Source organism: Deefgea piscis (assembly GCF_013284055.1).
Classification (GTDB): domain Bacteria; phylum Pseudomonadota; class Gammaproteobacteria; order Burkholderiales; family Chitinibacteraceae; genus Deefgea; species Deefgea piscis.
Genome location: NZ_CP054143.1, coordinates 416,329 through 440,868, shown reverse-complemented (window position 1 = coordinate 440,868; position 24,540 = coordinate 416,329). Strand labels below are relative to the sequence as shown.

Annotated in this window: 22 protein-coding genes and 1 tRNA gene; 9 read left to right on the top strand and 14 right to left on the bottom strand. The window is 49.6% G+C overall.

The features are described from left to right. Positions 1-59: 59 nt before the first annotated feature. The 3 genes from rsgA to HQN60_RS02160 form a co-directional block, all read right to left on the bottom strand. The gene (rsgA, locus tag HQN60_RS02170; RefSeq protein WP_173532149.1) at positions 60-944 is read right to left on the bottom strand and encodes a ribosome small subunit-dependent GTPase A; all 885 of its coding nucleotides are present in this window, start codon (positions 942-944) and stop codon (positions 60-62) included. Next, positions 941-1,261 carry a 4a-hydroxytetrahydrobiopterin dehydratase gene (locus HQN60_RS02165; protein ID WP_173532148.1) on the bottom strand — a complete coding sequence of 107 codons (321 nt, stop codon included), beginning with the start codon at positions 1,259-1,261 and terminating at the stop codon, positions 941-943. The genes rsgA and HQN60_RS02165 overlap by 4 nt, the downstream gene beginning before the upstream one ends. 63 nt (positions 1,262-1,324) lie before the next feature. Next, on the bottom strand, positions 1,325-2,590 hold the full coding sequence (locus tag HQN60_RS02160) for a M48 family metallopeptidase (protein ID WP_173532147.1): 1,266 nt from the start codon (positions 2,588-2,590) through the stop codon (positions 1,325-1,327). 37 nt (positions 2,591-2,627) lie between these two features. On the opposite strand from HQN60_RS02160, the gene orn reads away from it, so the two are divergent. The 4 genes from orn to hslO all read left to right on the top strand — a co-directional run bounded on the left by orn (position 2,628) and on the right by hslO (position 5,506). Then, on the top strand, positions 2,628-3,194 hold the full coding sequence (gene orn, locus HQN60_RS02155) for an oligoribonuclease (protein WP_173532146.1): 567 nt from the start codon (positions 2,628-2,630) through the stop codon (positions 3,192-3,194). 101 nt (positions 3,195-3,295) lie between these two features. Further along, positions 3,296-3,790, top strand: a complete 495-nt coding sequence (locus HQN60_RS02150) for a CinA family protein (protein ID WP_173532145.1) — start codon at positions 3,296-3,298, stop codon at positions 3,788-3,790. A gap of 37 nt (positions 3,791-3,827) precedes the next feature. Beyond that, positions 3,828-4,394 carry an Ntn hydrolase family protein gene (locus tag HQN60_RS02145; protein ID WP_173532144.1) on the top strand — a complete coding sequence of 189 codons (567 nt, stop codon included), beginning with the start codon at positions 3,828-3,830 and terminating at the stop codon, positions 4,392-4,394. Positions 4,395-4,618: 224 nt separating this feature from the next. Next, positions 4,619-5,506 carry an Hsp33 family molecular chaperone HslO gene (gene hslO, locus HQN60_RS02140; RefSeq protein ID WP_173532143.1) on the top strand — a complete coding sequence of 296 codons (888 nt, stop codon included), beginning with the start codon at positions 4,619-4,621 and terminating at the stop codon, positions 5,504-5,506. Positions 5,507-5,943: 437 nt separating this feature from the next. On the opposite strand, the gene selD is transcribed toward hslO, so the two are convergent. After that, positions 5,944-6,981, bottom strand: coding sequence for a selenide, water dikinase SelD (gene selD / locus HQN60_RS02135; protein ID WP_173532142.1), 1,038 nt, complete (start codon positions 6,979-6,981; stop codon positions 5,944-5,946). A gap of 147 nt (positions 6,982-7,128) precedes the next feature. Between selD and mnmH the strand changes: the two genes are divergently transcribed. Both mnmH and HQN60_RS02125 read left to right on the top strand, forming a co-directional pair. After that, positions 7,129-8,169 carry a tRNA 2-selenouridine(34) synthase MnmH gene (mnmH, locus tag HQN60_RS02130; RefSeq protein WP_173534564.1) on the top strand — a complete coding sequence of 347 codons (1,041 nt, stop codon included), beginning with the start codon at positions 7,129-7,131 and terminating at the stop codon, positions 8,167-8,169. 207 nt (positions 8,170-8,376) lie between these two features. Beyond that, positions 8,377-9,429 carry a TIGR03790 family protein gene (locus HQN60_RS02125; RefSeq protein ID WP_173532141.1) on the top strand — a complete coding sequence of 351 codons (1,053 nt, stop codon included), beginning with the start codon at positions 8,377-8,379 and terminating at the stop codon, positions 9,427-9,429. Positions 9,430-9,888: 459 nt separating this feature from the next. Here the strand turns inward: HQN60_RS02125 and HQN60_RS02120 are convergent, their stop codons facing one another. The 6 genes from HQN60_RS02120 to pepN form a co-directional block, all read right to left on the bottom strand. After that, on the bottom strand, positions 9,889-10,371 hold the full coding sequence (locus tag HQN60_RS02120; RefSeq protein ID WP_173534563.1) for a DUF6882 domain-containing protein: 483 nt from the start codon (positions 10,369-10,371) through the stop codon (positions 9,889-9,891). 83 nt (positions 10,372-10,454) lie between these two features. Then, the gene (locus HQN60_RS02115) at positions 10,455-11,327 is read right to left on the bottom strand and encodes a DMT family transporter (RefSeq protein WP_173532140.1); all 873 of its coding nucleotides are present in this window, start codon (positions 11,325-11,327) and stop codon (positions 10,455-10,457) included. Positions 11,328-11,438: 111 nt separating this feature from the next. Beyond that, positions 11,439-11,768 carry a hypothetical protein gene (locus HQN60_RS02110; RefSeq protein WP_173532139.1) on the bottom strand — a complete coding sequence of 110 codons (330 nt, stop codon included), beginning with the start codon at positions 11,766-11,768 and terminating at the stop codon, positions 11,439-11,441. Positions 11,769-11,912: 144 nt separating this feature from the next. After that, a complete protein-coding gene (locus HQN60_RS02105) occupies positions 11,913-12,560 on the bottom strand; it encodes a hypothetical protein (RefSeq protein WP_173532138.1) in 648 nt (215 codons plus the stop codon). Positions 12,561-12,935: 375 nt separating this feature from the next. Next, positions 12,936-13,664: a hypothetical protein gene (locus HQN60_RS02100; RefSeq protein WP_173532137.1), complete on the bottom strand. Its 729-nt coding sequence runs from the start codon at positions 13,662-13,664 to the stop codon at positions 12,936-12,938. Between the two features lie 142 nt (positions 13,665-13,806). Further along, positions 13,807-16,437 (bottom strand): aminopeptidase N, encoded by a 2,631-nt coding sequence (gene pepN / locus HQN60_RS02095; RefSeq protein ID WP_173532136.1) that lies wholly within the window; start codon positions 16,435-16,437, stop codon positions 13,807-13,809. 262 nt (positions 16,438-16,699) lie between these two features. Between pepN and HQN60_RS02090 the strand changes: the two genes are divergently transcribed. From HQN60_RS02090 to HQN60_RS02080, 3 genes are all read left to right on the top strand, one after another. Then, the gene (locus HQN60_RS02090; protein WP_173532135.1) at positions 16,700-18,382 is read left to right on the top strand and encodes a nitrite/sulfite reductase; all 1,683 of its coding nucleotides are present in this window, start codon (positions 16,700-16,702) and stop codon (positions 18,380-18,382) included. Continuing rightward, on the top strand, positions 18,375-18,905 hold the full coding sequence (locus HQN60_RS02085; RefSeq protein ID WP_173532134.1) for a DUF934 domain-containing protein: 531 nt from the start codon (positions 18,375-18,377) through the stop codon (positions 18,903-18,905). The genes HQN60_RS02090 and HQN60_RS02085 overlap by 8 nt, the downstream gene beginning before the upstream one ends. Positions 18,906-19,117: 212 nt before the next feature. Then, the gene (locus HQN60_RS02080) at positions 19,118-21,394 is read left to right on the top strand and encodes a PhoX family protein (protein ID WP_173532133.1); all 2,277 of its coding nucleotides are present in this window, start codon (positions 19,118-19,120) and stop codon (positions 21,392-21,394) included. 135 nt (positions 21,395-21,529) lie between these two features. On the opposite strand, the gene HQN60_RS02075 is transcribed toward HQN60_RS02080, so the two are convergent. The 4 genes from HQN60_RS02075 to HQN60_RS02060 all read right to left on the bottom strand — a co-directional run bounded on the left by HQN60_RS02075 (position 21,530) and on the right by HQN60_RS02060 (position 24,512). Continuing rightward, positions 21,530-22,063, bottom strand: a complete 534-nt coding sequence (locus tag HQN60_RS02075; protein WP_173532132.1) for a GNAT family N-acetyltransferase — start codon at positions 22,061-22,063, stop codon at positions 21,530-21,532. Between the two features lie 90 nt (positions 22,064-22,153). Continuing rightward, complete coding sequence (locus HQN60_RS15990; protein ID WP_217390196.1) at positions 22,154-23,803, bottom strand: methyl-accepting chemotaxis protein; 1,650 nt, start codon at positions 23,801-23,803, stop codon at positions 22,154-22,156. A 60-nt stretch (positions 23,804-23,863) separates the two neighbouring features. After that, positions 23,864-24,301: a hypothetical protein gene (locus HQN60_RS02065; protein WP_173532131.1), complete on the bottom strand. Its 438-nt coding sequence runs from the start codon at positions 24,299-24,301 to the stop codon at positions 23,864-23,866. Positions 24,302-24,427: 126 nt separating this feature from the next. Beyond that, positions 24,428-24,512 (bottom strand) — tRNA-Leu (locus HQN60_RS02060). Positions 24,513-24,540: the final 28 nt, after the last annotated feature.

Sequence of the window (24,540 nt, the reverse complement as noted above, 5' to 3'; positions counted from 1 at the left end):
CGGTGAGGTTTGGGTATATTTCTGTGGGCTTTATTGGGTAAAGCCCACAGATGAATACCTCAATATTTACTGGCAGCGGCTGCGCTGAGTTCGTCTTGCAGACGTTGCAAAAAGTTTAAACGCTCTTGTGAAATTGTGCCTTCGGCAATCGCGGCATGAATGGCACAGCCGGGCTCTTGGCGGTGGCGACAATTGTGAAAGCGGCACTGTCCAAGGTGGCGCGCCATGTCGGGCATTAAGCGGGGTAAGTCTTCCACCCCAATATGTGCCAAACCAAAAGATTGCAAACCGGGTGAGTCGATGAGCTCAGAAGTGGCATTCAGTTTATACAGCTGAGCGTGCGTGGTGGTGTGTTTACCCGAATCGAGCGCGGTGGAGATTTCTTTTACGCGGGCATTGGCTTCTGGAATCAAGGCATTGGTAATGGTGGATTTCCCCATCCCCGATTGCCCCACCAGTACTGATACTTGACCTTCTAGCCAAGGCGTCAGCGGGCTTAAATCTTGTTTGGCGGAAATCTCAACCACGGGGTAGCCCAAGCCCGTGTAATACGCCAAACGTTCTCTGGCGGCATCAGCCACTGGCAAATCGCACTTATTCAGGCAAATTACTGGGCGTATGCCTTCGGCTTCGGCGGCAATGAGGGCGCGGCTAATCAGCTCATCGGAAAAGCTCGGCTCAGTGGCGACAACAATCACAATCTGCGTCACATTGGCGGCAATCATTTTGCTGCGCCAAGCATCAGAGCGATAGAGCAGGGTTTTACGCTGCAAGGCTTTATTGATCACGGCTTGCTCGAGATTGAGCACGTCGATATCAACTTGATCACCACAGGCATAATCGGTTTTTTTGCCTCGGGTTGAGGCGGAAAGACGGCGGCCATCGGCAAGTTCTACGATGTAAACCTTGCCGTAGCTAGTCACAATGCGGGCTGTTTCGGTCATGAGGCCTTTGGAAGTGCATCTACGCTCGCGGCGCAGATAAAATCATTACGAGTTAAGCCGTTGGCTGAATGGGTATTCCATATCAGTTTACAACGGCTAAAACTCAGTTGGATATCGGGGTGATGGTTATGCTGGTGGGCAATAAACGCCACCGCATTGGTAAACGCCATCGTTTCATAAAAACTGCGAAAGCGAAACGTTTTTTCAAGGCTGTCATTCACGACAAACCAATCGTCTAGCTCGGTACACAGCATTTCAACGGCCAGCGCATCAAGTTTGGGCGCAGCTTGAATACAAGATTCGGTATTTAACGACATCGCAGAGCTCCAGTGTTGGTTTTCTCTGTTGTAGTCCAAGCCATTGCATAAGCCCAAACCTAATTACACTGCCAGTCGTTGCAAGGCAGCAATACGTAAACTGGCTGGCGGATGGCTGTCATAAAACAAGCTATGCCAAGGATCTGGTGTCAGTGTTGCGGCATTGTCGCGATACAATTTAACCAAGGCATTGACTAAATCTGCGCTTGAGCTTTGACTGGCCGCAAAGGCATCTGCTTCATATTCATGCCGGCGCGACATCATCGAGCTCAGCGGTGAAAACAAAAAAGTAAACACCGGCAGCACCATAAAAAACAGCAATAAAGCCGCCGCAGTGGATGGCGTGGCTACACCCAAACCTTGGTAAAACCACAACTGGGTTTTGAGCTGACCCAACAGCCATAAAAAGCCCAGCATCAGTGCAAAAGTCCAGACGATGCGTTTCACAATATGGCGATGCTTAAAGTGACCTAATTCATGCGCCAAAACGGCTTCGATTTCTGACGGCGATAAATGCTTCAGTAGCGTATCAAAAAACACGATGCGTTTGGATTTACCCAAGCCAGTAAAGTAGGCGTTGCCATGCGATGAGCGCTTGCTGCCATCCATCACAAATAAGCCATTCGATTGAAAGCCGCAGCGCGTGAGTAGGGCAGTGATCCGCGCTTTCACTTCGCCGTCTTCCATCGGAATGAATTTATTAAATAGCGGCGCGATAAAGGTTGGAAACACCCACATCAGCGTCAGCGAAAATCCCAACCAGGTTATCCAAACCCACAGCCACCAATATTCACCCATCGCGCCCATCAGCCACAAGACCGCCGCAATTAATGGCAGGCCAATCACGGCACCGATCAGCGTGGTTTTGGCCAGGTCGGTGATAAACAGCTTGGCGCTCATTTGGTTAAAACCAAAGCGCGATTCGATGACAAAGGTCGAGACCAAAGAAAACGGCAACGACAAGATGCTACTGACCACCGCTAAACTAGCAATCAGCGCAATGCCGTGGCCGAGGCTATCGGGAGTAAACCACTGTGCGGTGAGATTGGATAACCACGCAATACCGCCGCCCAAAGTAAACGCTGCCAAGATCATGGCATCAAAAATAGTGGTGAGCATGCCAAACCGAGTTTTAGCGATGGTATACGCCGCCGCTCTTTGATGTGAGGCGAGGGTAATTTGCTCGGCGAATTCAGTAGGCACCACCTTGCTATGTCGTTTTACATGGTTGACATGACGCAGTGCTAACCAAAGCTGTAATAAAACACTCGCCATCAGGGCAAACAAGAAAAGTAGTGAAAATTGTGTAGCGCTAAAAAGGTCAGTCATGAAGTAAAATGATGTTTTTTCTCGGGAATTGCTCAGTATGCCACAAGACCAGAACCGACTCATCTGGGTCGACATGGAAATGACGGGTTTGGAGCCTGAAACCGACCGTGTCATCGAAATTGCCGTGGTCATTACCGACAATGATTTAAATATCGTCGCCGAAGGCCCTGTTTTTGTGATTCACCAAGACGACGCCTTGCTCGACTCAATGGATGAATGGTGTGTTAAAACCCACGGTAATTCGGGATTAACCGCCAAAGTAAAAGCATCAACCACCACCGAAGCGCAAGCTGAAGCGCAATTGATTGAATTTATTTCGCAATACGTGCCCAAAGGTGTATCGCCATTGTGTGGTAACTCAGTGCATCAAGATCGGCGCTTTTTGGTGAAATACCTGCCGCAATTAGAAAGCTGGTTCCATTATCGCAATCTAGATGTTTCGACACTGAAAGAGCTCTGCAAACGTTGGCAACCGCAAATTGCCAAAGGCTTTAAAAAGCGTGGCGCGCATACCGCTTTGGCCGATATTGTCGAATCGATTGATGAGTTGAAATATTACCGCGAGCATTTTATTCAAGCGCCAGCAGTAGAAGAAGTGTCTTAATGGGCTGTGGGCAAAACATCGCTCAGCACTTAGCGCCAGTACACGCTGGCATTCACCATGGGCTATAGGCCTATTTTTGAAGACTCGATTGGGCCCGCATCATGTTTAGTTCTGAAATTGAAACTTTGGCGAGCGAATTAGGGCAATTACTCTTGGCGCGTGGTGAAACGGTAGCAACGGCCGAATCGTGCACCGGTGGTTTGATTGCGGGCGCGATGACCGAAATTGCCGGATCAAGTGCCTGGTTTGAGCGCGGCTATATTACCTATGCCAATCAAGCCAAAGTCAGCCTGCTTGATGTGCCAGCAGCGTTTATTGATGGGCTCGGTGCGGTGAGTGAGCCGGTGGTGGCGGCGATGGCGCAAGGCGCTGCTGATGGTGCGGCGGCGCGTTGGGCGGTGGCCGTTTCTGGGGTGGCAGGGCCAACCGGTGGCAGTGTTGACAAACCCGTTGGCACCGTTTGGTTTGCCTTTGCAACGCCAGAAGGGATTCATACCGAAAAGCAGGTATTTGCTGGTAACCGTTCAGCAGTAAGGATGGCAACGGTATACCATGCTTTATTGCGTTTAGTTGCCTTAGTAAAACAAGCCACATAAAGCGAGTGCAGCATTAGTTTTAGCAGGAGAGCTGACAATGACGACCATTGTTGTAGTAAAAAAAGACGGGCATTGCGCCATTGCCGCTGATAGCCAGTCGACTTTTGGTGACACGCGTTTAGCCGCGATGGACGATGCGCGCTGGAATAAGATTTTTCAATATGACGATAATTATTTCGCCATTTGCGGTAGCGCCGCACACGATTTGGTTTTGCAATCGGCATTAAAAAAAATCAAAAAGCTTGATTTTTCTAATCGCGCCGCCATTTTTGAATCATTCCGCAAATTACATCGCAAATTAAAAGACGATTTTTTTCTAAAAACCGACGAAGAAGACGACGACGCGTATGAATCGAGCCAGATGACGGTGTTGATTGTGAATCGATACGGTATTTTTGGCGTGTATAGCTTGCGCGAAGTGTATGAATTTGAGCGTTTTTGGGCCAGCGGCAGTGGCCGAGATTATGCCATTGGCGCAATGCACGCGGTGTATTCGCAACTGAGCGCCAGTGAAATCGCCAAAGTGGGCGTTGAAACGGGCTGTATGTTTGACGTGGCCTCGAGCTTGCCAATGACGCTGTACTCGGTCGAAATGAAGGCCTAACAGCCAGATAGACAACCGTGGCCAGGCAGAAATACGCTCTAGTGCACAGACGATGTGCAGACGTTGTTGTGAGGCGTTGCTATTGTCGTTACGGCGCATTCGCATGAAATCGTGAGGGCAGTTGGCTCCCACTGGTTTTTTCAAGCCTGTTGCTTGGCAATCGCGTTGATCGCCTGTGGTGTTGATTGTTGGCCTTTACCTTATGAATGAATAAAGAGAATCGAATGAAAGATATTTTAGAGCGTTTCCTGTTTGATAAAGCCCCAGTACGCGGTGAATTAGTGCAACTTGATGCCACCTACAAAGAAGTGCTCGCGCGGCATCAATACCCGCTGGTGCTGCAACGAATTATTGGTGAATTGATGGCGGCCAGCGCCTTGCTGTCGGCGATGCTCAAATTTGACGGCACTTTGATTATGCAAATGCATGGTACTGGTGCCGTGCAATTGATCGTGATTGAATTCACATCCGATCGCACCATGCGTGCTACTGCACGCTGGGACGCTGACAAAATCCAAACTTTTGGTCCAGGCACTTCCTTGGCTGAATTACTCGGACGGGGTCGCTTTATGATTACGCTCGATCCAACCGTGGGCGAGGCGTATCAAGGCGTGGTGGGTATGGAGCGTGGCCAGTCTGTGGCGCAAATTATCGAGCACTATATGAGCGCGTCTGAGCAGCTAGAAACGCGGTTGTGGTTGGCGTGCAGCGATGCCAAAAGCGACAACAAAATGGCCGCAGGCATGATGCTGCAAAAAATGCCGGCGGAAGCGGACGAAACCCAATCGTATGAACATTTGGTGACGCTGGCAGAAACCGTTAAGCCAGAAGAGCTGCTGGAACTACCGGCGCGTGAAGTGCTGTATCGTTTATTTCATGAAGACAGCGTGCGCGTATTTGAACCCACTACGCCTCGTTTTGCCTGCTCTTGCTCGCGTCACCGCGTTGCCGGCATGATTAAATTGATGGAACGCGATGAAGTGGATGAAGTCTTAGCCGAGCGCGGTAATGTGCATATCGTGTGTGATTTCTGCGGTAAAGAATACGAGTTTGACGCCGTGGATATCGGTGCACTCTATGCCGATAGCCCAGCTACCGGCTCCGTGCAATAAGGGTATTGCTCGCAGAACTTGGTTGATTATGGTCTAGCGGTGAATACCACTGGTTTTTTGGGTTAGGTAGGGTTGGTTTTAAGTGCCTGCGGCACGGTTTTTTACAGTCGCAGTCCGCGACGGGGACCCTCTTTCTTTGACTCGCCAAAGAAAGAGGGGGAAAGAAAGGCGACCCGAGCGCGCCCAGCTCCGCTGTGCCCTCGATCGATCGTGAGCCAAACGATAAAACTGTTTGTCTCCCTCCTCACTCGGTGCGCTTGAACGGGTTTTTAAGCCCCAGACCGACGAGCGCGGCACAGCATCAACACCAAAACAACGCCTGCATTTTGCTGTTTAAATGGCTGGCGATATGGCGGGTTTTACCATCGTATCAATGAATAAGCCCAAGCGATGCTGCTGCATCACTTGGGCTTTTTGTTGGGGCGAGAGTACGGCTTTTAAACCACGCTCACCTTAGCTGCTCCCACTTGCAAGGAGCCAATCACTGCCGCTTGAGCAAAGCCTTGTGCTTGAAATAAAGCCATGACTGCGTCGGCCGCGTCGGCGGAGCAGGCCACTAATAAGCCACCGGAGGTTTGTGCATCGGCCATGATGCGCTGCTGCCAATCGGCAACGCTGGCGGCAAATTCAGCATCGGGGCCAAAGCTGGCTAAATTGCGCTCAATGGCGCCAGGGCCGATGCCTTGCTGGGCAAAACCAACGGCCGCCGACAATAGCGGTAAATCATCGGCACAAATTTGCGCGGTGAGTTGAGCGCCACGGCAAACTTCTAATACATGGCCGAGTAGACCAAAGCCGGTGACGTCGGTTAGCGCGTGCACACCAGCAAGTTTGGCTAAATCACTGCCGACTTTATTCAGCTGAGTCGTGGTATCAATCAGCTGTTGATAGCCCGCAGCATCGAGCAGCCCTTTTTTCATGGCGGTCCCCAAAATACCGATGCCCAAGGGCTTGCCTAAAATCAGCACATCGCCAGCTTGGGCGTCACTGTTTTTTTTCAGCTGTTTGGGGTGTACCAAGCCCATGGCGACCAAACCATAAATCGGCTCTGGCGCATCAATCGAGTGTCCGCCAGCAATCGGGATGCCAGCAGCGGCGCAAACGGCAGCGCCGCCGGCCAAGATTTGTTGGATATCTTCAATCGGCAACACATTAACCGGCATGCCGACAATCGCTAACGCCATAATCGGCGTGCCGCCCATGGCATAAATATCCGAGATGGCATTGGTGGCGGCGATACGGCCAAAATCAAAAGCATCATCCACAATCGGCATAAAAAAATCCGTGGTTGCGACTAATGCTTGCTCGTCGTTGAGCCAATACACTGCGGCATCATCGGCGGTTTCGGTGCCGACCAACAGTTTGGGAAACATCGCCGCAGTGGGGAGTTTTGACAGCATTTCAGATAATACCGCCGGCGCAATTTTGCAGCCGCAACCACCACCGTGCGATAAAGTTGTTAATTTTGTGCTCATTACCACCCCTAAATCAGAAACCAATGGCCCAAGATAGCAGCCCTGTCGTGCTTTGGCGAGAGGGCATCGGGATGAATTTAGCCACGGCTGCCGTGTAGGTGGGATAATCCACCGATTGAGTGGATAAGGTGAAAAGACGTGAAAAAAATGTTATCGACCTTGGCCGATCTAAACCATTTTGACGAAGTGATCGACGTTCGCACGCCGCTAGAGTTTGCCATCGACCATATTCCCGGCGCAATTAATGCGCCTGTGCTGAGTAATGAAGAGCGGGTGATTGTAGGTACGCTGTATAAGCAAGACCCATTTGCGGCGACCAAACTCGGCGCGGGTCTGGTCGCCAGTAATATTGGTCTGCACCTTGCCACCACGTTTAAAGACAAGCCCAGAAACTGGAAGCCATTGATTTATTGCTGGCGCGGCGGCAAACGCTCGGGGTCTATGGCGACGTGTTTAAATTTAATCGGCTGGAAAGCCGGCCAATTGCAAGGCGGTTATAAAACCTATCGCACGGATGTGTTGCTCAAACTGGCGGCGCTGCCTGCCGCATCGCGCTTTATCGTTTTGGCTGGGCGTACCGGTTGCGGCAAAACGCGGCTTTTAACGGCCTTAGCCCAAGCGGGCGCGCAGACGCTGGATTTGGAAGGGCTGGCTCAGCATCGTGGCTCAGTGCTCGGCGCGAGCCCAAGCAGCGCGCAGCCGTCACAAAAATTGTTTGATAGCCTATTAACGCGCCAGCTGGCGCAGTTTGATCCGAGTCGTCCGGTGTTTGTTGAGGCGGAAAGCAAACGCATTGGCTTAGTCCATTTGCCTGCCAGCTTGATGTTGGCGATTCGCGCTGCCGATTGCATTCAGATTGAAGCGAGCGATGACGATCGAATTCGATTCTTGTGCGACGACTACCGCCATTTGTTTAACGACCCTGCCAACTTTAAAAGCAAACTCGCCCGATTGGTCGAAATGCACGGCAAAGCTGTTTTGGCGCATTGGAATGCGCTGATCGACGCAGGGAAAGACATCGAGCTATCTAGCGAACTGATTCATAAACATTACGACCCTGCGTATAAACGCAGTAGCCAACATAATTACCTCAGAATGGACCAAGCTCGCACATTAACCATTGACCCATCAGGCGATTTAAGCCACAGCGCCCAACAATTGCTGCACGAGCTTGGCGAGTGCCATTGAGCGTTATTTGCGCTGATGCAAGTGCGGTTCCAACTCACTGGCGCGGTTAGGCGGGGATTTAAGCCTTACAAAAAAGCGGCAATCCCAGCCTGAACATCGCTTCATTCAAGGAAATGCCACACTGTCGTGTGGCTTTTTTATGGTTTACTTGTTATTACAGTGACATTTGCCGCTATGATTGATTTTTTATTGAACTTGGCGCGAGCGATGCGAGTTTTACTGGCTTTAGGTTTGGCATTATTGAATGCTGCTGCGCTCGCTGCGACGCCTGCGGTGCAGCAGGCTAAGTCCGCAGCGCCAGCTTATCAATTGAGAGCCGAGCAGCTGGGTCTGGTGGTGAATAAAAACGATCCGCTGTCTCTGGAGATTGCCGACTATTACGCTACTCAGCATCATTTAGCACCAGAGCAAATTCTCGAAATCAGCCTGCCGACAGATCGGGTGTGGATTACGGAGGGCGAACTAGAGCAAGTTAAAGCGCAAATCGACGCTTATTTTTCGCCAAAAATTCAAGCGCTGGCGCTGGCGTGGAGCAAGCCGTATCGTGTGAACTGCATCGGGATGACCTATGGGATTACGCTGGGCTACGTTGAAGGCATATGCAGTAATCTGGGCAAGCCAACGCCAGAATCACCGTATTTTAATCATCCCAGCACGCAACCTTTTACCGATTTGGGCATCCGCCCCAGCATGATGCTGGCGGCAAACGATTTGTCGAGTGCTAAAAAATTGATTGAGCGTGGGGTGCAAGCTTGGGGTAATCAGCCTAAAGCGACGGCGTATTTTTTAACGACAACGGATCAAGCCCGCAGCTCGCGCGCGGCCTTGTTTCCACCGAGTCAAATCATTAAAAAACCTGCCATTAAAATCGAAAATATCAAGGCCAATACGCTGAAAGATAAAAGCGATATTTTGATTTACCAAACGGGTTTGGCGAATGTGGCAGATTTAGAAACACTGCGTTTTGTTCCCGGCGCGCTGGCCGATCATTTAACATCCTACGGCGGCATGCTGACCGATAGCGGGCAAATGAGTAGTATGAAATGGCTAGAAAGCGGGGCAACAGCCAGCTACGGCACGGTGAGCGAGCCGTATAGCTACCCACAAAAATTCCCGCATCCGCAAGTTTTGTTGGGACATTATTTATTCGGTGCCACGGCAGTCGAAGCCTACTGGAAAAGCGTTGCATGGCCCGCGCAAGGGGTGTTTATTGGCGATCCACTGGCCGCGCCGTATCGGAGTTTGAGCCCGTTTAAGTAATGGATTCTGTGCTGATTTTATGCGGTATTTCCCGCTAAGCCTTGGCAGTAAATAGCCAGAGGCTAATACCTAAGTTTTTTAGGCAGTATTCAGATTTGGTGTTGATGCTGTGCCGCGCTCGTCGAGTTGGGGCTTAAAATCCCGTTTAAGCGCACCGAGTGAGGAGGGAGACAAACAGTTTTATCGTTTGGCTCACGACAATCGAGGGCACAGCGGAGCTGGGCGCGCTCGGGTCGCCTTCTTTTGCTTACTTTTCTTGGCGAAGCAAGAAAAGTGAGTCCCCGTCGCGGACTGCGACTGTAAAACAAGGTGCCGCAGGCACTTAAAAAACGATCAACACGTAATCTGAACATCGCCGTTTTTTAGCGCACAAGCTCGTAGGAGTTTGCGCGCCATCAGCGATGGATTGTCCGCGCATCGAAGCATTGATCAATCCATCTCAGGCCCGTTTAAACACGACTAACTGAGCGGCTTGATCGACATAATCGCCAAAAATGTTGCAGGGCCATTGTCGGTGGAAGAGGGCGCTTTGTAGCAGCCCAATGCGCCGAGAAAATGCACCGCCATCGCAGTCAGCTCCCACGCCATCGCTTCATCGCCAATTTCAAACACATGATCCAAACCAAACAGCGCAATGCCCGTTAGGTCTTCGAGCTCTTTGAGTTTGGCGGCGCGCTCACGCAGTGCCGGCAAGACGGTTTCATTACTCCACGCCCATTTCCATGAATTGCCTTGGGCGGAATAACTGCCAATGTTAATCACGTCGGCTTCGGCCTCAAGTTGATCAGCCGCGTCAAAAAACTGCAGTTTTCCTGTTGCCTGATCAAACCACCAGCGCCCAGCGCCATTACCTAAGCCATAGCTTTCACTCAATGCCACTTGCTTTTGCTCGAGCTCGGCAAAGGTGCTGTCCATAAAGGCGTAAAACTCATCATCGGTCATGCTCACTACGATTTTCCTTATTCAGTTTGAATGCGCATTTTACTGTGCTTTCAAGCCAAGGTCGCGTTCATGCTGCGTTGTTCTCATTTGCGGCTCGCTAGCGGATTAAATCCAGTGACGAGGGCTGTGCCGAGCAAAATGATTAGCGCGCCAATTAGCGTGTTGCTACCGATGTGTTCACCCAAAAACAGCGTGCCCCACAAGATGCCAAAGACTGGAATTAAAAAGGTGACCGTTAGCGTTGATGCTGCGCCAATTTCACGTACGAGGCGAAAATACAGTAAGTACGCCGCACCGGTACACAAGATCGCCAGCCCGGCGATGGCCAACCAAACTACAGGTGTGGGCGTGCTGATGGGCTGGCTAGTGGCAAACAATGGCAACAAAAATAAACTTGCGCCCCACATACTGCCGTGGGCCACTTGAAACGAAGGAATATGGCTGGCTTTGAGTTTGGTATACGCGCTGGCGATGCCGTAGCACAAGGTCGCAGATAAACACGTTGCAATGCCCAGCGCGGCCCCCGTTTGGCTGACAACCCGATCAAATCCCACCAATATGGCCACGCCCAAAATACCAATCAACAGCCCTAAGCACACTTTGAAAGTCGGCATTTTTCGGATGATCAACGCCATGATCACCGCCCCCCAGATTGGCGCAGTGGCATTGAGGATCGACATCATCGAGGCATTGAGCGTGCGGGCGGCAAAACCGTAGGCTAAAAACGGCAAGGCGGTATTAAAAATGCCCAAAATCAGATATTCGCGCCAGTGTTGCCACGCAAACCCTTGCTTGAGTGCTTGCGCTACCAAGGCTAAAAACACCGCGGCCAAGCCAATGCGCGCACTAATGGTCCAAATTGGACCGAGGCTGGGCACGGCTAAACGCAAAAACAAAAAAGACGCACCCCAAATCGCGGCGAGTAAAGTCAAACGGCAGGCGTTGGCAAAATTCATTTTCAGCTCGAATAAAGTCGAGATGCCATTGTGCATCGCCGCCCTGATGCTTGGCTAGAGAAAGAAATTATCGGTGATGCTTTTGATTTCGCGGCGCTAATTGGCGTTACGCTATTTGCCTTGTGTGTTGAGGTGGGGATTGTTTTTTAGTTTAAATAGGGCGGCATTGATGTCAATTTCACTCTCTGAAAAACAATACGCGGTATTTTGATGGGTTTGGATATGGAGATATTTTTTCTGTGTGAGCTTGCTGTTTTTTCGCGATAGATATTGGCTAATTAAACTAGCAAATAGCACCGCAAAAAAACCGCCAAGGTAGTGGTTTTCTTGGTAGTGATTTTTGATGGCTTTTTCTTGGGTTGATTCAGCATCAATCCAGTATTTATTGATCTCTCGGTTGTTAAAATGAATGCCACCAATTTCAATTGTTTCTTCATTCATGCTGACACGCCTTGGCTTGGTTTTTGAAAAATGCAACTTGCTGTTTTATTTTTATGCCAGCTTAGTCGTATCACGGTGAATTAAACATCATGTTTTCTCGATGGGTATATCAGTTTTTGCAGAAGCCTGGCTGTTGGTGAGAATTTAGGGTTTGGGCTGCAATGTCGAGTGCAACATGGCAATAATCTTTTTGTCTTTGTCTTCAAAATTCCCGCAAGCCGCAACTTGGGATGGTCCTGCATCGGAGAATGCCATCATGACTCGCTCTGCCCAGCCGCCACGAAATGCAAACCAATCCATTGAGGCGAGGACTTGGCCAGTTAATTTATCGCTGATGGTGGTGCGAGTTTGGTAAAAATATGCCGAATCCTGCCTTGGGCCTTCGAGTAGCAAGTAGCGTGCTTTGGGGCTTATTTTCTCAATCACTTGCACCTGACCGGATACGGGATCAATTTCTGCGCGCTGAAACATCCAAGGTGCATCAGTGTAGGCGTAGCCGCCTTCGACATACTGATAGCCATAATAAGACGGGGAGCTTTCCAATACACTGCGTGCGATACCGATTCCCTCTACATCGGCAATGGACTTCAAGACCACCACGTCACCTTGCTGATTGCACTTTGCTTTCAAAATGATGCGGCCAGCAATCGCATCAATGAATGGCAGAGTCACTAAGAGTAGGAGAAGCGCCAGCGCGGCCATACGTGGCAAGTGATGATAGGCCCATTTAATGGCCACTTTTGCCAGCCAAATATAGCCAATCAGCAAGATTAATAAACCAAGACCACCCATAAAATCCCCCAATCAAATCGCTCGGTAAGTGCAATAAACATAGCGTAATCGCATTAGGGTAGCCTTGGGTGATGCAAATGGCCGTGAGTATTTAACTGTAGTTCAATTTGGGATTGCGCTGCAGTTAAATACCCTGAGTCTTAATTATGCAGTGCGATGCTTAGGTGTGGTGCGCGGTGATTGATGTGGTATCCGCGTGCGCAAACCCTACGGATTTGCACACCCTACATCGAAGCACGTAGGGGGCTGATGAGCGAAGCGAATCGCACCGTGGTTGCGGCGACTTCGGCTTCTTCGGCGTAATTCGCTGCGCTCATTGGGGCCCTACGGGAGTGAGGTTTACGAGTTAATTGTCATGCCGACAATGGTTGAGGTTTATTTAATGCGGGTGCAAAATTTTGTAATGCTTTGACATTTTAATGAGAAAGGGTGCAAGGCAATATTATTTCGAGGAATCCATAGAAATCTGAATTCATTTTGATTTGAATACGGATCACGTGGTTTTATAAAGCCTATTGGCCCTGGAACTGGTTGTAATCCAGTGTAATGCCTATCTTTGTACTGAATTAGTCCAATTGCACCTTCGCGAATGGATTTATACTTATTTAATTCTAATGAAACTAACCTGAAAAAAATCATAGGATTTGAAATTTTTACGCAATATTTTCCAAATGTGTCGGATAAATTTTCTGGTTGAAAAGACTTTGTAGTGCAAATAACGTAGGCATCAGATAATTTTTGAGTATTGTTACAATTGCTTATTGTTATGTTTGAGCATCCTTCTCCGATAGATATTCCACTACGTGAGGCCATCTCAATAAATGCTAGGTCATTGCTGCCGCCAGCTATATGACCAGATTGGTATGTTTGAGTTGCTTCATGTGAGTCACCTTGTGATGGATCTTCATATTTACGACAGCTTTCAAGAGTGCTTATCCAAATGTTTCCATTGCATAATTCATCAGCCTGCCATTCTTCTGGAAAAAAACGGTAAACAGCACCATTAAAATTATCAAGCGAAATTAACCTATCTATTGGATTTTGATTGTCAGTCGCATTTGGATGGGATCTACGCTCTTTTTTTAATCTACTTTTTTTGCCCATTTATCTTCCATTTTATTTGCAGGTTGTGTCGAAATATTCTACCTAGGCTTTTGAACATCACTGCACGAAGGAAGATTTGAGCACAGCGATACCCATCAATTCAAAGCGATGGGTATCGCCAAAATACGGCTCAACCCATCCTTTACCCCAACGCCTTCGTCACAATCTCAAACGTATCACTCGACAATCCTTGCGTTCCGCGAATCCGTTCTAGCTCTTGCTGCATTAACTCGCGGCGGCCGGCGTCGACTTTGGTCCAGCGATTAAAGCAGCTGGCAAGGCGGGCGGCGATTTGTGGGTTGATGGCGTCCAATTGGATAATGTGGTCGGCAGCAAAGGCGTAGCCGTAGCCATCCGCAGCGTGAAAGTGCGGTGGGTTGGCCAGACAAAAGGCGGTAATGAGTGAGCGCACTTTGTTCGGGTTTTTGATTGAAAACGCTGGATGCTCAGTGAGCTGCTGCACGCGCGAAAGCGCGCCGGGGCGGCGGCTGGTGGCTTGTAGCGTAAACCATTTGTCCATCACCAGCGCATCGGTGCTCCAGTGTGCGGCAAAGTCAGCCAGCTGGGCGTCACCGCCGTCGCGATTGACTAGCGCTTTGAGTGCCGCAAGGCGATCGGTCATATTGTCGGCGCGCTGGTATTGGCGGGCGAGTACCGACGCAATCATCGGCTCATCGAGTTCAGCCAGATAATCCAAGCAGATATTTTTTAAGCTGCGCCCTGCGACTTGTTCGCCTTCGTAAACGTAAGGCGTGGCGTCGTTCAGCCGTTGGTAGACGGCGAGCAGTTCTTGGCGTAATTCACGGGCGATTTGTTGTTTGATGCTGCGGCAAACGTCGTATAACCGCACCGGGTCAACGTCGGACAATTGCTCAAACAAATAGTTTTCGCGTGGCAATTCCAGCATTAAGGCCACCAGTGCTGGGTCGAGTTTATCGCTGGTGAGTAGTTTTTGGTAGGCGGCAATAAAGGCCGCTGGTGCTGCGACTTTTTCGCCTTGGCCGGCGGCAGCGTATTGCGCTTTGAGTAGTTGCACGGCAAAGGTGTTGGCCGCTTCCCAGCGCGCAAAGGCATCGCTGTCATTGGCCATTAAAAACACCAAATCGTCATCGCTATAGGCAAAATTCAAATGCACTGGCGCTGAAAAATCGCGCAATAACGACGGTACCGGCAGGCACGGCACGTTGATAAAGGTAAAGCTTTGCAGCGCTTCGCGGATTTCTAACACGCGGGTGGTGTTGCCAGCGACCGCTTCGCCTTGCAATTGCAGCGGTAGATCTTGGCCACGGCGATCAATTAAGCCAACGGCCAACGGCAAATGAAACGGCAGTTTGTGTTCTTGCCCGGGCGTGGCTGGGCAATGCTGCGCTACGGTGAGCGTATAGGTTTGTGCGGCGGCGTCGTAATCGGCGTTCACCGACAAGATTGGCGTTCCGGCTTGGCTATACCAGCGCTCGAATTGATCAAGGTTCACGCCATTGGCGTCGCTCATTGCTCGGCGGAAATCGTCGCAAGTAACGGCTTGGCCATCATGGCGTTTAAAATACAAATCCATGCCACGGCGAAATCCGGCCGTGCCGAGCAAGGTGGCGTACATGCGTACCACTTCGCTGCCTTTTTCGTAAATCGTCCACGTATAAAAATTATTAATTTCTAGGTATTCATCGGGGCGAATTGGGTGCGCTTGCGGGCCAGCATCTTCAGCAAATTGCGTTTCCCGCAGTGCGCGCACATTGGAAATACGCTGCACGGCACGGCTACCGATATCGCTAGAGAATTCTTGATCGCGATATACGGTGAGGCCTTCTTTAAGGCTGAGCTGAAACCAGTCGCGGCAGGTCACGCGATTGCCGGTCCAGTTGTGGAAATATTCATGCGCCACTACTGAATCAATACCGTCAAAATCAATATCAGTGGCGGTGTCGGGCTTGGCCAAAACGAACTTGGTATTAAAGATATTCAAGCCCTTGTTTTCCATCGCGCCCATATTAAAGTCGCTGACGGCGACAATCATATAGGTATCGAGATCGTATTCCAGCCCAAAGCGCGCTTCATCCCACGCCATGGCTTTTTGCGCGGCGGCCAGCGCGTGGTGGCATTTATCTAAATTGCCCGGTTCTACATAAATTTCGATTTGAATCGTGCGCTGACTCGGCGTGGTATGGCTGCCCGACAGCGACACCAATTTGCCGGCGACCAAGGCAAATAAATACGCTGGCTTTTTAAATGGATCGACCCATTTCACCCAATGGCGATTTTTGTCTAAAGCACCGCTGCCCACGCGATTACCGTTTGATAGCAACACCGGAAACTTGGTTTTATCGGCAATGATGGTGGTGGTGAATTTCGCCATTACGTCAGGGCGATCTAAGTAATAAGTGATTTTGCGAAAGCCTTCGGCCTCGCATTGGGTAAAGAAATTACCGTTGGATTGATATAAACCCATCAGGCTGGTGTTGTCGCTAGGTAGCAAACGCGTCACGATTTCTAAAATGCCATCATCCGGCATTTGGGGAATGCTGAGGCTGCAATCGTCGAGCTGATAATCGCTCGCAGTGAGCGGAACGCCATCGAGTTTGATGCTCTCGAGTGTCAGTGCTTCACCATCCAAAACCAGCGGCGTATCGGCGCTCACACCCTGATTGCGTTTAATAATCAGGCGAGATGTTACTTTGGCATGGGTATCGCTCAGCTCAAAAGTTAAATCAACGCGGTCAATTAAATAGCTCGGGGGGGTATAGTCGAGACGACGAATCGCTTGGCGGCTGCTCATAGTGGGCGGCTCTTTTTGGGGATGGCAGAAAGTCGCAAGCTTAAACCGAGATTGCTCTGCAAACAATCGGCAATAGTGCGGTTGTGCGAGTTCGCCTCATTGGGCGTCGGTAGCAAAAGCGATGTCAGGTAAAGCTGACAAGTTGCTGATCTTAGGTATATTCCGAAAAAGTTCGATCTTAGACAAAAACAGTCATTCAGCTTATAAGTGCCGACTGGTATTATGACCAAATATTTTGCCGTCATTACGGAATCACACCACGATGTATATTTACGACGAATACGACCAGCAGATTGTGGACCAGCGCGTAGCGCAGTATCGCGATCAAACGCAACGCTTCTTAGCCGGTGAGCTAACCGAAGAGCAATTTCGCCCATTGCGCTTGCAAAACGGCCTTTATATTCAAAGGCATGCGCCGATGTTACGCGTGGCCATTCCTTATGGTCATGTGACTAGCCGCCAAGTTCGCAAGCTGGCAGAAATCGCCCGTAAATATGATAAAGATTATGCGCATTTCACCACACGCCAAAACATCCAATACAACTGGCCTGCGCTGGAAAACGTGCCGGACATCTTGGCTGAACTGGCTACAGTGCAAATGCACGCGATTCAAACTTCGGGCAACTGTATCCGAAATACCACGACCGATCAGTTTGCCGGTGTGGCGCATGATGAGATTGTTGACCCACGCCCTTGGTGTGAAATCATCCGTCAATGGTCGACGTTTCACCCTGAATTTGCCCACTTACCGCGTAAATTTAAAATCGCCGTCAATGGTTCAGTCGAAGATCGCGCCGCCGTGTTGGTACACGATGTGGGTATCAATGTGGTGAAAAACGCCGCTGGCGAGGTCGGATTTGAGATCTACGTTGGTGGTGGTTTAGGCCGCACGCCGATCGTCGGTAGCTTGATTAAGCCTTGGCTTGAGCCAGAACATTTGCTGTCGTATTTGGATGCCGTCTTGCGCGTATATAACCGCTACGGTCGCCGCGATAATAAATACAAAGCGCGGATTAAGATTTTGGTGAAAGCGATGACACCAGAAGCATTTGGCGCCAAAGTCGATCAAGAATGGGCATTTACCAAAAACGGCCCAATGACATTAACGCCGGACGAAATCGCGCGTAATCACAAGTTCTTTACTGCGCCAGCATACATTGCCTTTAGTGGTGACGATGCCGCATTCACCCAGCAAAAACTCGACAGCAAAGGCTTTAGCCGTTGGGTTGAGCGCAATGTGTTTGCCCATAAACAAGCGGGCTACGCCGCCGTGACCTTGAGTTTGAAACCCAATGGCGTAGCGCCAGGGGATGCGACCTCCGCGCAGCTGGCTGCCGTTGCTGATTTGGCCGACCAATATAGCTTTGGTGAATTGCGTGTGTCGCATCAGCAAAACTTGATCTTGGCCGATGTGAAGCAGTCTGATTTGTTTGCCTTGTGGGAAGCGGCCAAAGCGATTGGTTTTGCCACGCCAAATATTGGTTTGTTAACCGACGTGATTTGCTGCCCGGGTGGCGATTTCTGTTCATTGGCGAACGCCAAGTCGATCCCGATTGCGCTAGCGATTCAAGATCGGTTTGATAACCTCGATTATCTGCATGATTTGGGCGAAATCGACATGAATATGTCGGGCTGTATGAACGCTTGCGGTCATCACCATATCGGCAATATCGGCATTTTGGGCGTCGATAAAAACGGTTCGGAATGGTACCAAGTTTCGCTTGGTGGCCGTCAAGGCAAGGATGCCAGCTTGGCCAAGGTGCTTGGCCCATCGTTTGCGCAAGATGAAATGCCGGATGTAATCGAAAAAATCATCAATGTGTTTGTCGCCAATCGCAATGGCGAAGAGTCGTTTATCGACTTGTTTGATCGCATTGGCGCTGAGCCATTTAAAGCCAAAGTGTATGAAGGCAAACCCAATCGTCGGGAGAAAGCAGATGCTTGATCAAAATCCTCAAGTCATTATTGACCGTGAAGTGGTTGCAAATCGTTGGGTTCGCGTTGTTGCCAATGAAGAGGGCGTGGTATCTGTCCCTAGCGAAGGCGCGGTGCTGCTTCCATACCAATACTGGCTATCTAAGCAAGAAGAACTCACATTGCGTGCTGCTGCTGGTCATGCGGTGGCCGTGTGTTTTGCACCCGATGACGAGCCAGAAAGCCTGCCAGTTGATGCCAATCATTTTGCGATGATTGCGTGTGATTTTCCGGCGTTTACCGATGGCCGTGGTTTTTCGATTGGCCGTCTGCTGCGCGAGCGGCATGGCTTTACCGGAGAATTGCGCGCAGTGGGTGATGTGTTTAAAGATACCATCAATTATTTGTCGCGCTGTGGCTTTACCGCGTTTGACGTGCGTAGCGACAAAGACATTGTCGATGCTGCCAAGGGTTTGGATGATTTTACTGAGTCTTATCAATCCAGCGTGGCGCAACCCTTACCGCTATTTCGCCGCCGAGCTGTCGCCGCTTAAAAAATTGGTGTAAATCGAAACGGATATAAACATACCCCAAGGCAAAACCTTGGGGTATTTTGTTTTAGGGTAGATAAAAAATAGCCTAGCTGAATATACCTAGTGTGGATGGCCGACTACTGATTTCATAAAACCGTCATCAAACTGGCGTGATGTTGTCATATTTAGACTTTAAAGTAGCGCTTTTTTTACCACTAAGGCGATTGCAGCGAATGTCTAAGTCTAATAATTTTAATGATGAAAACTCTAATACGTCAGAGAACCCAACATTTGATTCGGTGCTTGAACAGCGATTGATCAATCGCCGTCGTTTTTTGGGCATGAGCTTATCGGGCGCAGCGGCTTTAGGCGGGATGGGCTTAGGTTTGGTTGGCTGCTCTTCAGGTGAAATTTTGCCGCCGCCAGTATCGCCTAGCACAACCCCAAGTGGCAGCCCTGTGCCGAGCCCAACGCCAACGGCCACACCGCCAGTGGCAGTCAATCCGATTATGGCCAGCTTGGGCTTTACCGCCGTTGGCAAAAGCTTATTAGATAAAGTGGTGATTCCAGCGGGGTATAGCTACCAAGTGATTTATGCCTTGGGCGACCCGCTGACGGCCAGCACCCCGGCGTATAAAAATGATGGTAGCGATAGCGATTATGAAAATCGTGCCGGTGATCATCACGATGGAATGGAGTATTTTGGTTTAGATGCGGCCGGCAAACCGTCGAGCTCTGGCATTGAGCGCGGCCTGTTGGCGATGAACCATGAAGCCACCACCGATGAAAAAGGGTCGTCGTTCTTTTTGCATGCCAATGGCGGCACCGGCGCTTTGCCACGCCCAGCGGCCGAAGTGGATAAAGAAGTGGCGATTCACGGCTTGTCAGTGGTTGAAGTGAAAGCAAGCAATAAAAAATGGGCGACAGTGCCAAGTTCGGCATTTAATCGCCGCGTGACGCCGCTCACTGAAGTTGAAATGAGCGGCCCTGCGCGCGGCAGTGCTTTATTGAAAACCAAGTATTCGACAACTGGGACTAAAACTCGCGGCACCATTAATAATTGCGGTACCGGCAAAACCCCGTGGGGAACGTATTTGTCGGGCGAAGAAAACTGGTCAGGTTATTTCTTCCGTGTTGCAGCCGATGATACCAATCGCAATAATGATAAGAGCGTAACGTCATTAAAACGGTATGGCCGTAAAGCGGGTGATCCATCACGTCATGGCTGGGAAACTGCAGGTAGCGATGATCAATATGCGCGTTGGAATATCAGTAAAATCGGCGGCTCCGCCGATGGTTCAGACGACTATCGCAATGAGATGAATGGTCAAGGCTACATCATTGAGATGGACGCGTACGACAAAACCAAACCACTGAAAAAACGCAGCGCTTTAGGTCGCTTTGCCCATGAAAGCGCGGCGTTTGGCCTGCCAGTTGCCGGTAAGCCGCTGACGGTGTATTTGGGTGACGATTCGCGTAACGAATACATGTATAAGTTTGTCTCCAAAGCACTGTGGGTAGCCGCGGATGCCAATCCTGCCGATCGGATGGCGACCGGTGATAAATACCTGAATGAGGGCACTTTGTATGTGGCCAAATTTAATGCTGATGGTTCGGGTCAATGGATTGAGCTATCGATGAGTAATGCGGCGATCGCCGGCTTTGCGACGTACTCATTTGCTGATTTGGCCGATATTTGTGTTAATACCCGTTTGGCCGGTGATGCCGTGGGCGCCACCAAAATGGATCGACCTGAGTGGGGCGGTGTTAACCCGGTGACGGGCGAGTACTACCAAACACTGACTAATAATAGCAATCGCCGTATCGATCCAGCATCAAGCTCGCAATTGACCCCTGATAGCGCTAATCCACGTTATTACGAAGATAACGATGGCAATAAAGGCAAGGGCAATCCAAATGGCCACATTTTGCGTATGAAAGAAGGCGCAGCTGTTGGTAGTTTTGTTTGGGATGTGTACTTATTTGGCGCAGAAGCCGATGCCGATAAAGCGATGGTGAATTTATCGAACCTGACCGATGACCAAGACTTTTCATCGCCTGATGGTTTGGCATTTAGCCAAAACACCGGTATTTGCTGGATTCAAACCGATGATGGCGCCTACACCGACGTGAGTAATTGCATGATGTTGGCGGCGATTGCCGGTAAGGTGGGCGATGGCGCAGCGAAAACATTGAGCTACACCAAGGCTGATACCAGCGTAATGAATGTGGTCACGCAAGTCGGCGCCAAACCAGCTGCGGATAAACTCAAACGCTTCTTGGTTGGCCCGAAAGATTGCGAAATCACTGGTTTATGCGAAACCCCCGATGGCAAGGCGATTTTTATTAATATCCAACACCCAGGTGAAGGCACCAAGATGGCCGATGTGGCTGACCCAACGAAGTACACCAGTCAATGGCCAAGCAATGCCGGCTACGGCGCGGGTAAACGCCCACGTTCGGCAACGATTGTGATTACCAAAGACGATGGTGGTCGCATCGGTTCGTAACATGGCCGAATTGATCAATTGATCATGAGTTCTTAAACTCGCTAAAAACAATACCCCAAGGCGATCTTGGGGTATTGTCTTTTGTGGCTTTAAGGTAGTGAGTAAGCGGTCTATACCCTGTGTATATAACCGTATTTAGAGTGTAGCTTGAGGCGCGACGACTAAGCTTTTACTCATTGCCAGCACGCGAACAGCAAAGCCCAGCTCTTGATACAGAGCGATGGCTTGCTGATTGAATTCAAATACATTCAGACGAATTTCAGCGCAGTGCTGCGCTGTTGCCCACTGCTCAACGTGATGCATTAATTGCGTGCCAATACCGCGCCCACGATAGACTTCGCTGACACAGACTGTCGCGATACGACAAAACGATTGCGGTTGCAGCATGCTGGCTGTTTCTTGGCCGATTTGTGCGCTGATAAAACCAATAATGCTCGATTCATGCTCGAGTTCGGCCACAAAGCAAGCGCCTTCGGCAATTGCGGCATGCCAATGCGCGGCATCACGATCAAGCTCATTCACGGCGGCAAATAGTTGTGGGAAGCGCGCATGGTGCAGCTGATTAATCTCATTGCCCAGTTGGCAGATGCAGATTAAGTCGGCTGGCGTTGCGCGGCGATAAATGAGGTGGTTGTGCATGGCAATGTCACGCTGAGCAAGGTCGGCCATGATTATGTCATGGCCGTATCTGGCTTAAGTGGGGTTTGTGTTTTTTGTCAGTAAATTAACGAAATTTTGTCAATTTATGCGTGGGGTGTCTCAGTGAGTGGCAGCGGCAAATTTAAATTTACTCAGGCATGTGCCCAGCTTATGGGTGAGCCGCTGCAGATCTTCGCTGACGGATTTACTGGCGTTAACGCGGTCAATACTGTCTTCAAGCGTGGCGAATAGATTGTGCAAATTTTGCTGTTGTTGGCTGAGCATTTCAATTTGCTGGCTGATTTGTTCGGTAATTTGATGGGTCGCTGTGCTGGTTTGATCGGCGCTATGTGAAATATTCTGGATCATGCTGGTGCTGGTTTGCATTAAGCTTAATCCGGTTTTTGAGCTATTTAAGATGCCCATCATCGCTGAACTACTATCGTCAATTAACACCGCAAGACTTTGAATGATGCTGCTAATTTCGGTTGTGGCATCACTGGTGCGATAGGCTAATTTTCTGACTTCATCAGCGACCACTGCAAATCCGCGTCCTTGTTCACCGGCTCTGGCCGCTTCAATCGCAGCATTTAGCGCCAATAAATTGGTTTGATCTGAAATCTCGCGAATGACGCCAATAATGGTTTGAATTTGCTGCCCAGCTTGGCCAAGCTGGCTTACTTTATTGTCGGCTTCTTGGGCTTTGTTGGTAATAGACTCCATTTCTTGCTGGCTACTGAGTACGGCGGCTAAGCCTTGCGTGGCTAAAGTACTGGTTTGGTCAACTTGGCCTAAAATGTCGCGGGATAAAGTTTGTACTTGAATGGAGGTTGCGCTCAGTTGTTGAGTGACCTCTGTGACTTCTGCCGCTCGCGTTGAGCGGGTTTGATTGGCGAGCAGAATATTGTCGCTCAGTGTGGTGATTTCTTGGGATGATTGGGTGATTTTTTGGCTGACGTGCTGAATGTCACGCAGTAATTCGGTTAATCGATCCGCTAAATTATTCAGATTGGCCAGCACACTGTTCGCTAATTTACCGGACCAAGTTTGTCGCTGTGGGATGTTTAAATTCCCCTCAGACATCGCTTGCGTGAGTAGCATTGCCGCGCCGGGCTCGCCGCCAATACGGTTTTTCATTTCTTGCATCAGCCAAGCGAGCACTGCAAACATGACGATGAGGCCGATCATACCTAAAGCTAATACGGTCGTTGTGGCTTGTTGAGAGCCAGATAATAGGGCTTGTGCTGTTTGCGTGGCATAAGCATTGCCTTGTAGTACGACAGAATCAATTGCTTGGCGATGTGCTTCGTAGGCGGGCTTGAGTGCTTGCAATGCAGTCCCCGTCGCGGCATTGTCTGAGGATTTAGCCGCCGGAATTAATTGTTGCTCGATGATATTCCAGAAATGCTCGCCGCTTGATTTGGCTTTGCCGAGTAAGTTATTTTTTAATTCGGCATCGAGATCGCTGTTTTGCCAGTATTCATTTCTGGCATCGTAATCGGCTTTGAGTTTATTTAATAATTGAATAATGGCTGGCCGTTCAGTGGCGGTGGCTTGTACTAGTTGATAGCTGGCTAATTGTGCTTCAACGACATACAGCGGGGGCGGTAAAATATCGGCAATGAGATCTTTCCCTTGCCCCATTTTTGCTGAGTCGTTGGCGATGGTATTGAGCGATAAATAAGCTTGAATGCTTAATGCAATGACAATGCAAAGCGACAAAGATAAAATTAGCAATAAGAATTTACGTAAACTTAGCATTTTAATCATGTCATATTTCCAAAAATTGTATTCAGAATGTGGCTCTAATTAAGCTGTATATTATTGTGTTTAAAAACGCTCAATAATTTGTTTTAAAACATCTTCTTGGTAGGGGTGTAATTCGCTGGCGTCTTCCATTTCGGCTAATAAAACCGGGTTGTTAAATTTTGTTCGCGCTTCTTCGTAATAGGGGATTTGTACTCGGCGATAAAAATCAACAAATTCATCAAAATCCAGTACATGGCAGTAATTGCGATAGCGGCCACGTGCTTTGATTTTGCCAAGGCTAATAAAAGACAATAAATACGTACTGCCCTTGGTGCCAAGGAACTCAGTGAGCGGCGTTGATGATGGATAGTTCGGGGGCTCGCAAACAAATTTATGAATGATTTTAAAATCAAAGTCTCGCTGATCAGCATCGTGGCGCCAGATGACATAGCCTGCATCCGCGTGTGGGATGATTTTTCCACAGCAGTCACAAATCCATTCTTGTAGCGGTTTGAGCATGGTGTGCCCCAGTGTTGTTTTGCTACAAGTTTAGTTAAATTTAATAGGAAGGCTAGATGAGGAGATGCTTTCTTTAAACGAAAGGCAACAAAAAACCCACTTCATTGCTGAAGTGGGTTCTGTGTTTGGTGCCCGGGGCCGGACTCGAACCGGCACACCTTTCGGCGGGGGATTTTGAGTCCCCTGCGTCTACCAATTCCGCCACCCGGGCAGGTGTCTGGTAACGAGCCGACATAATA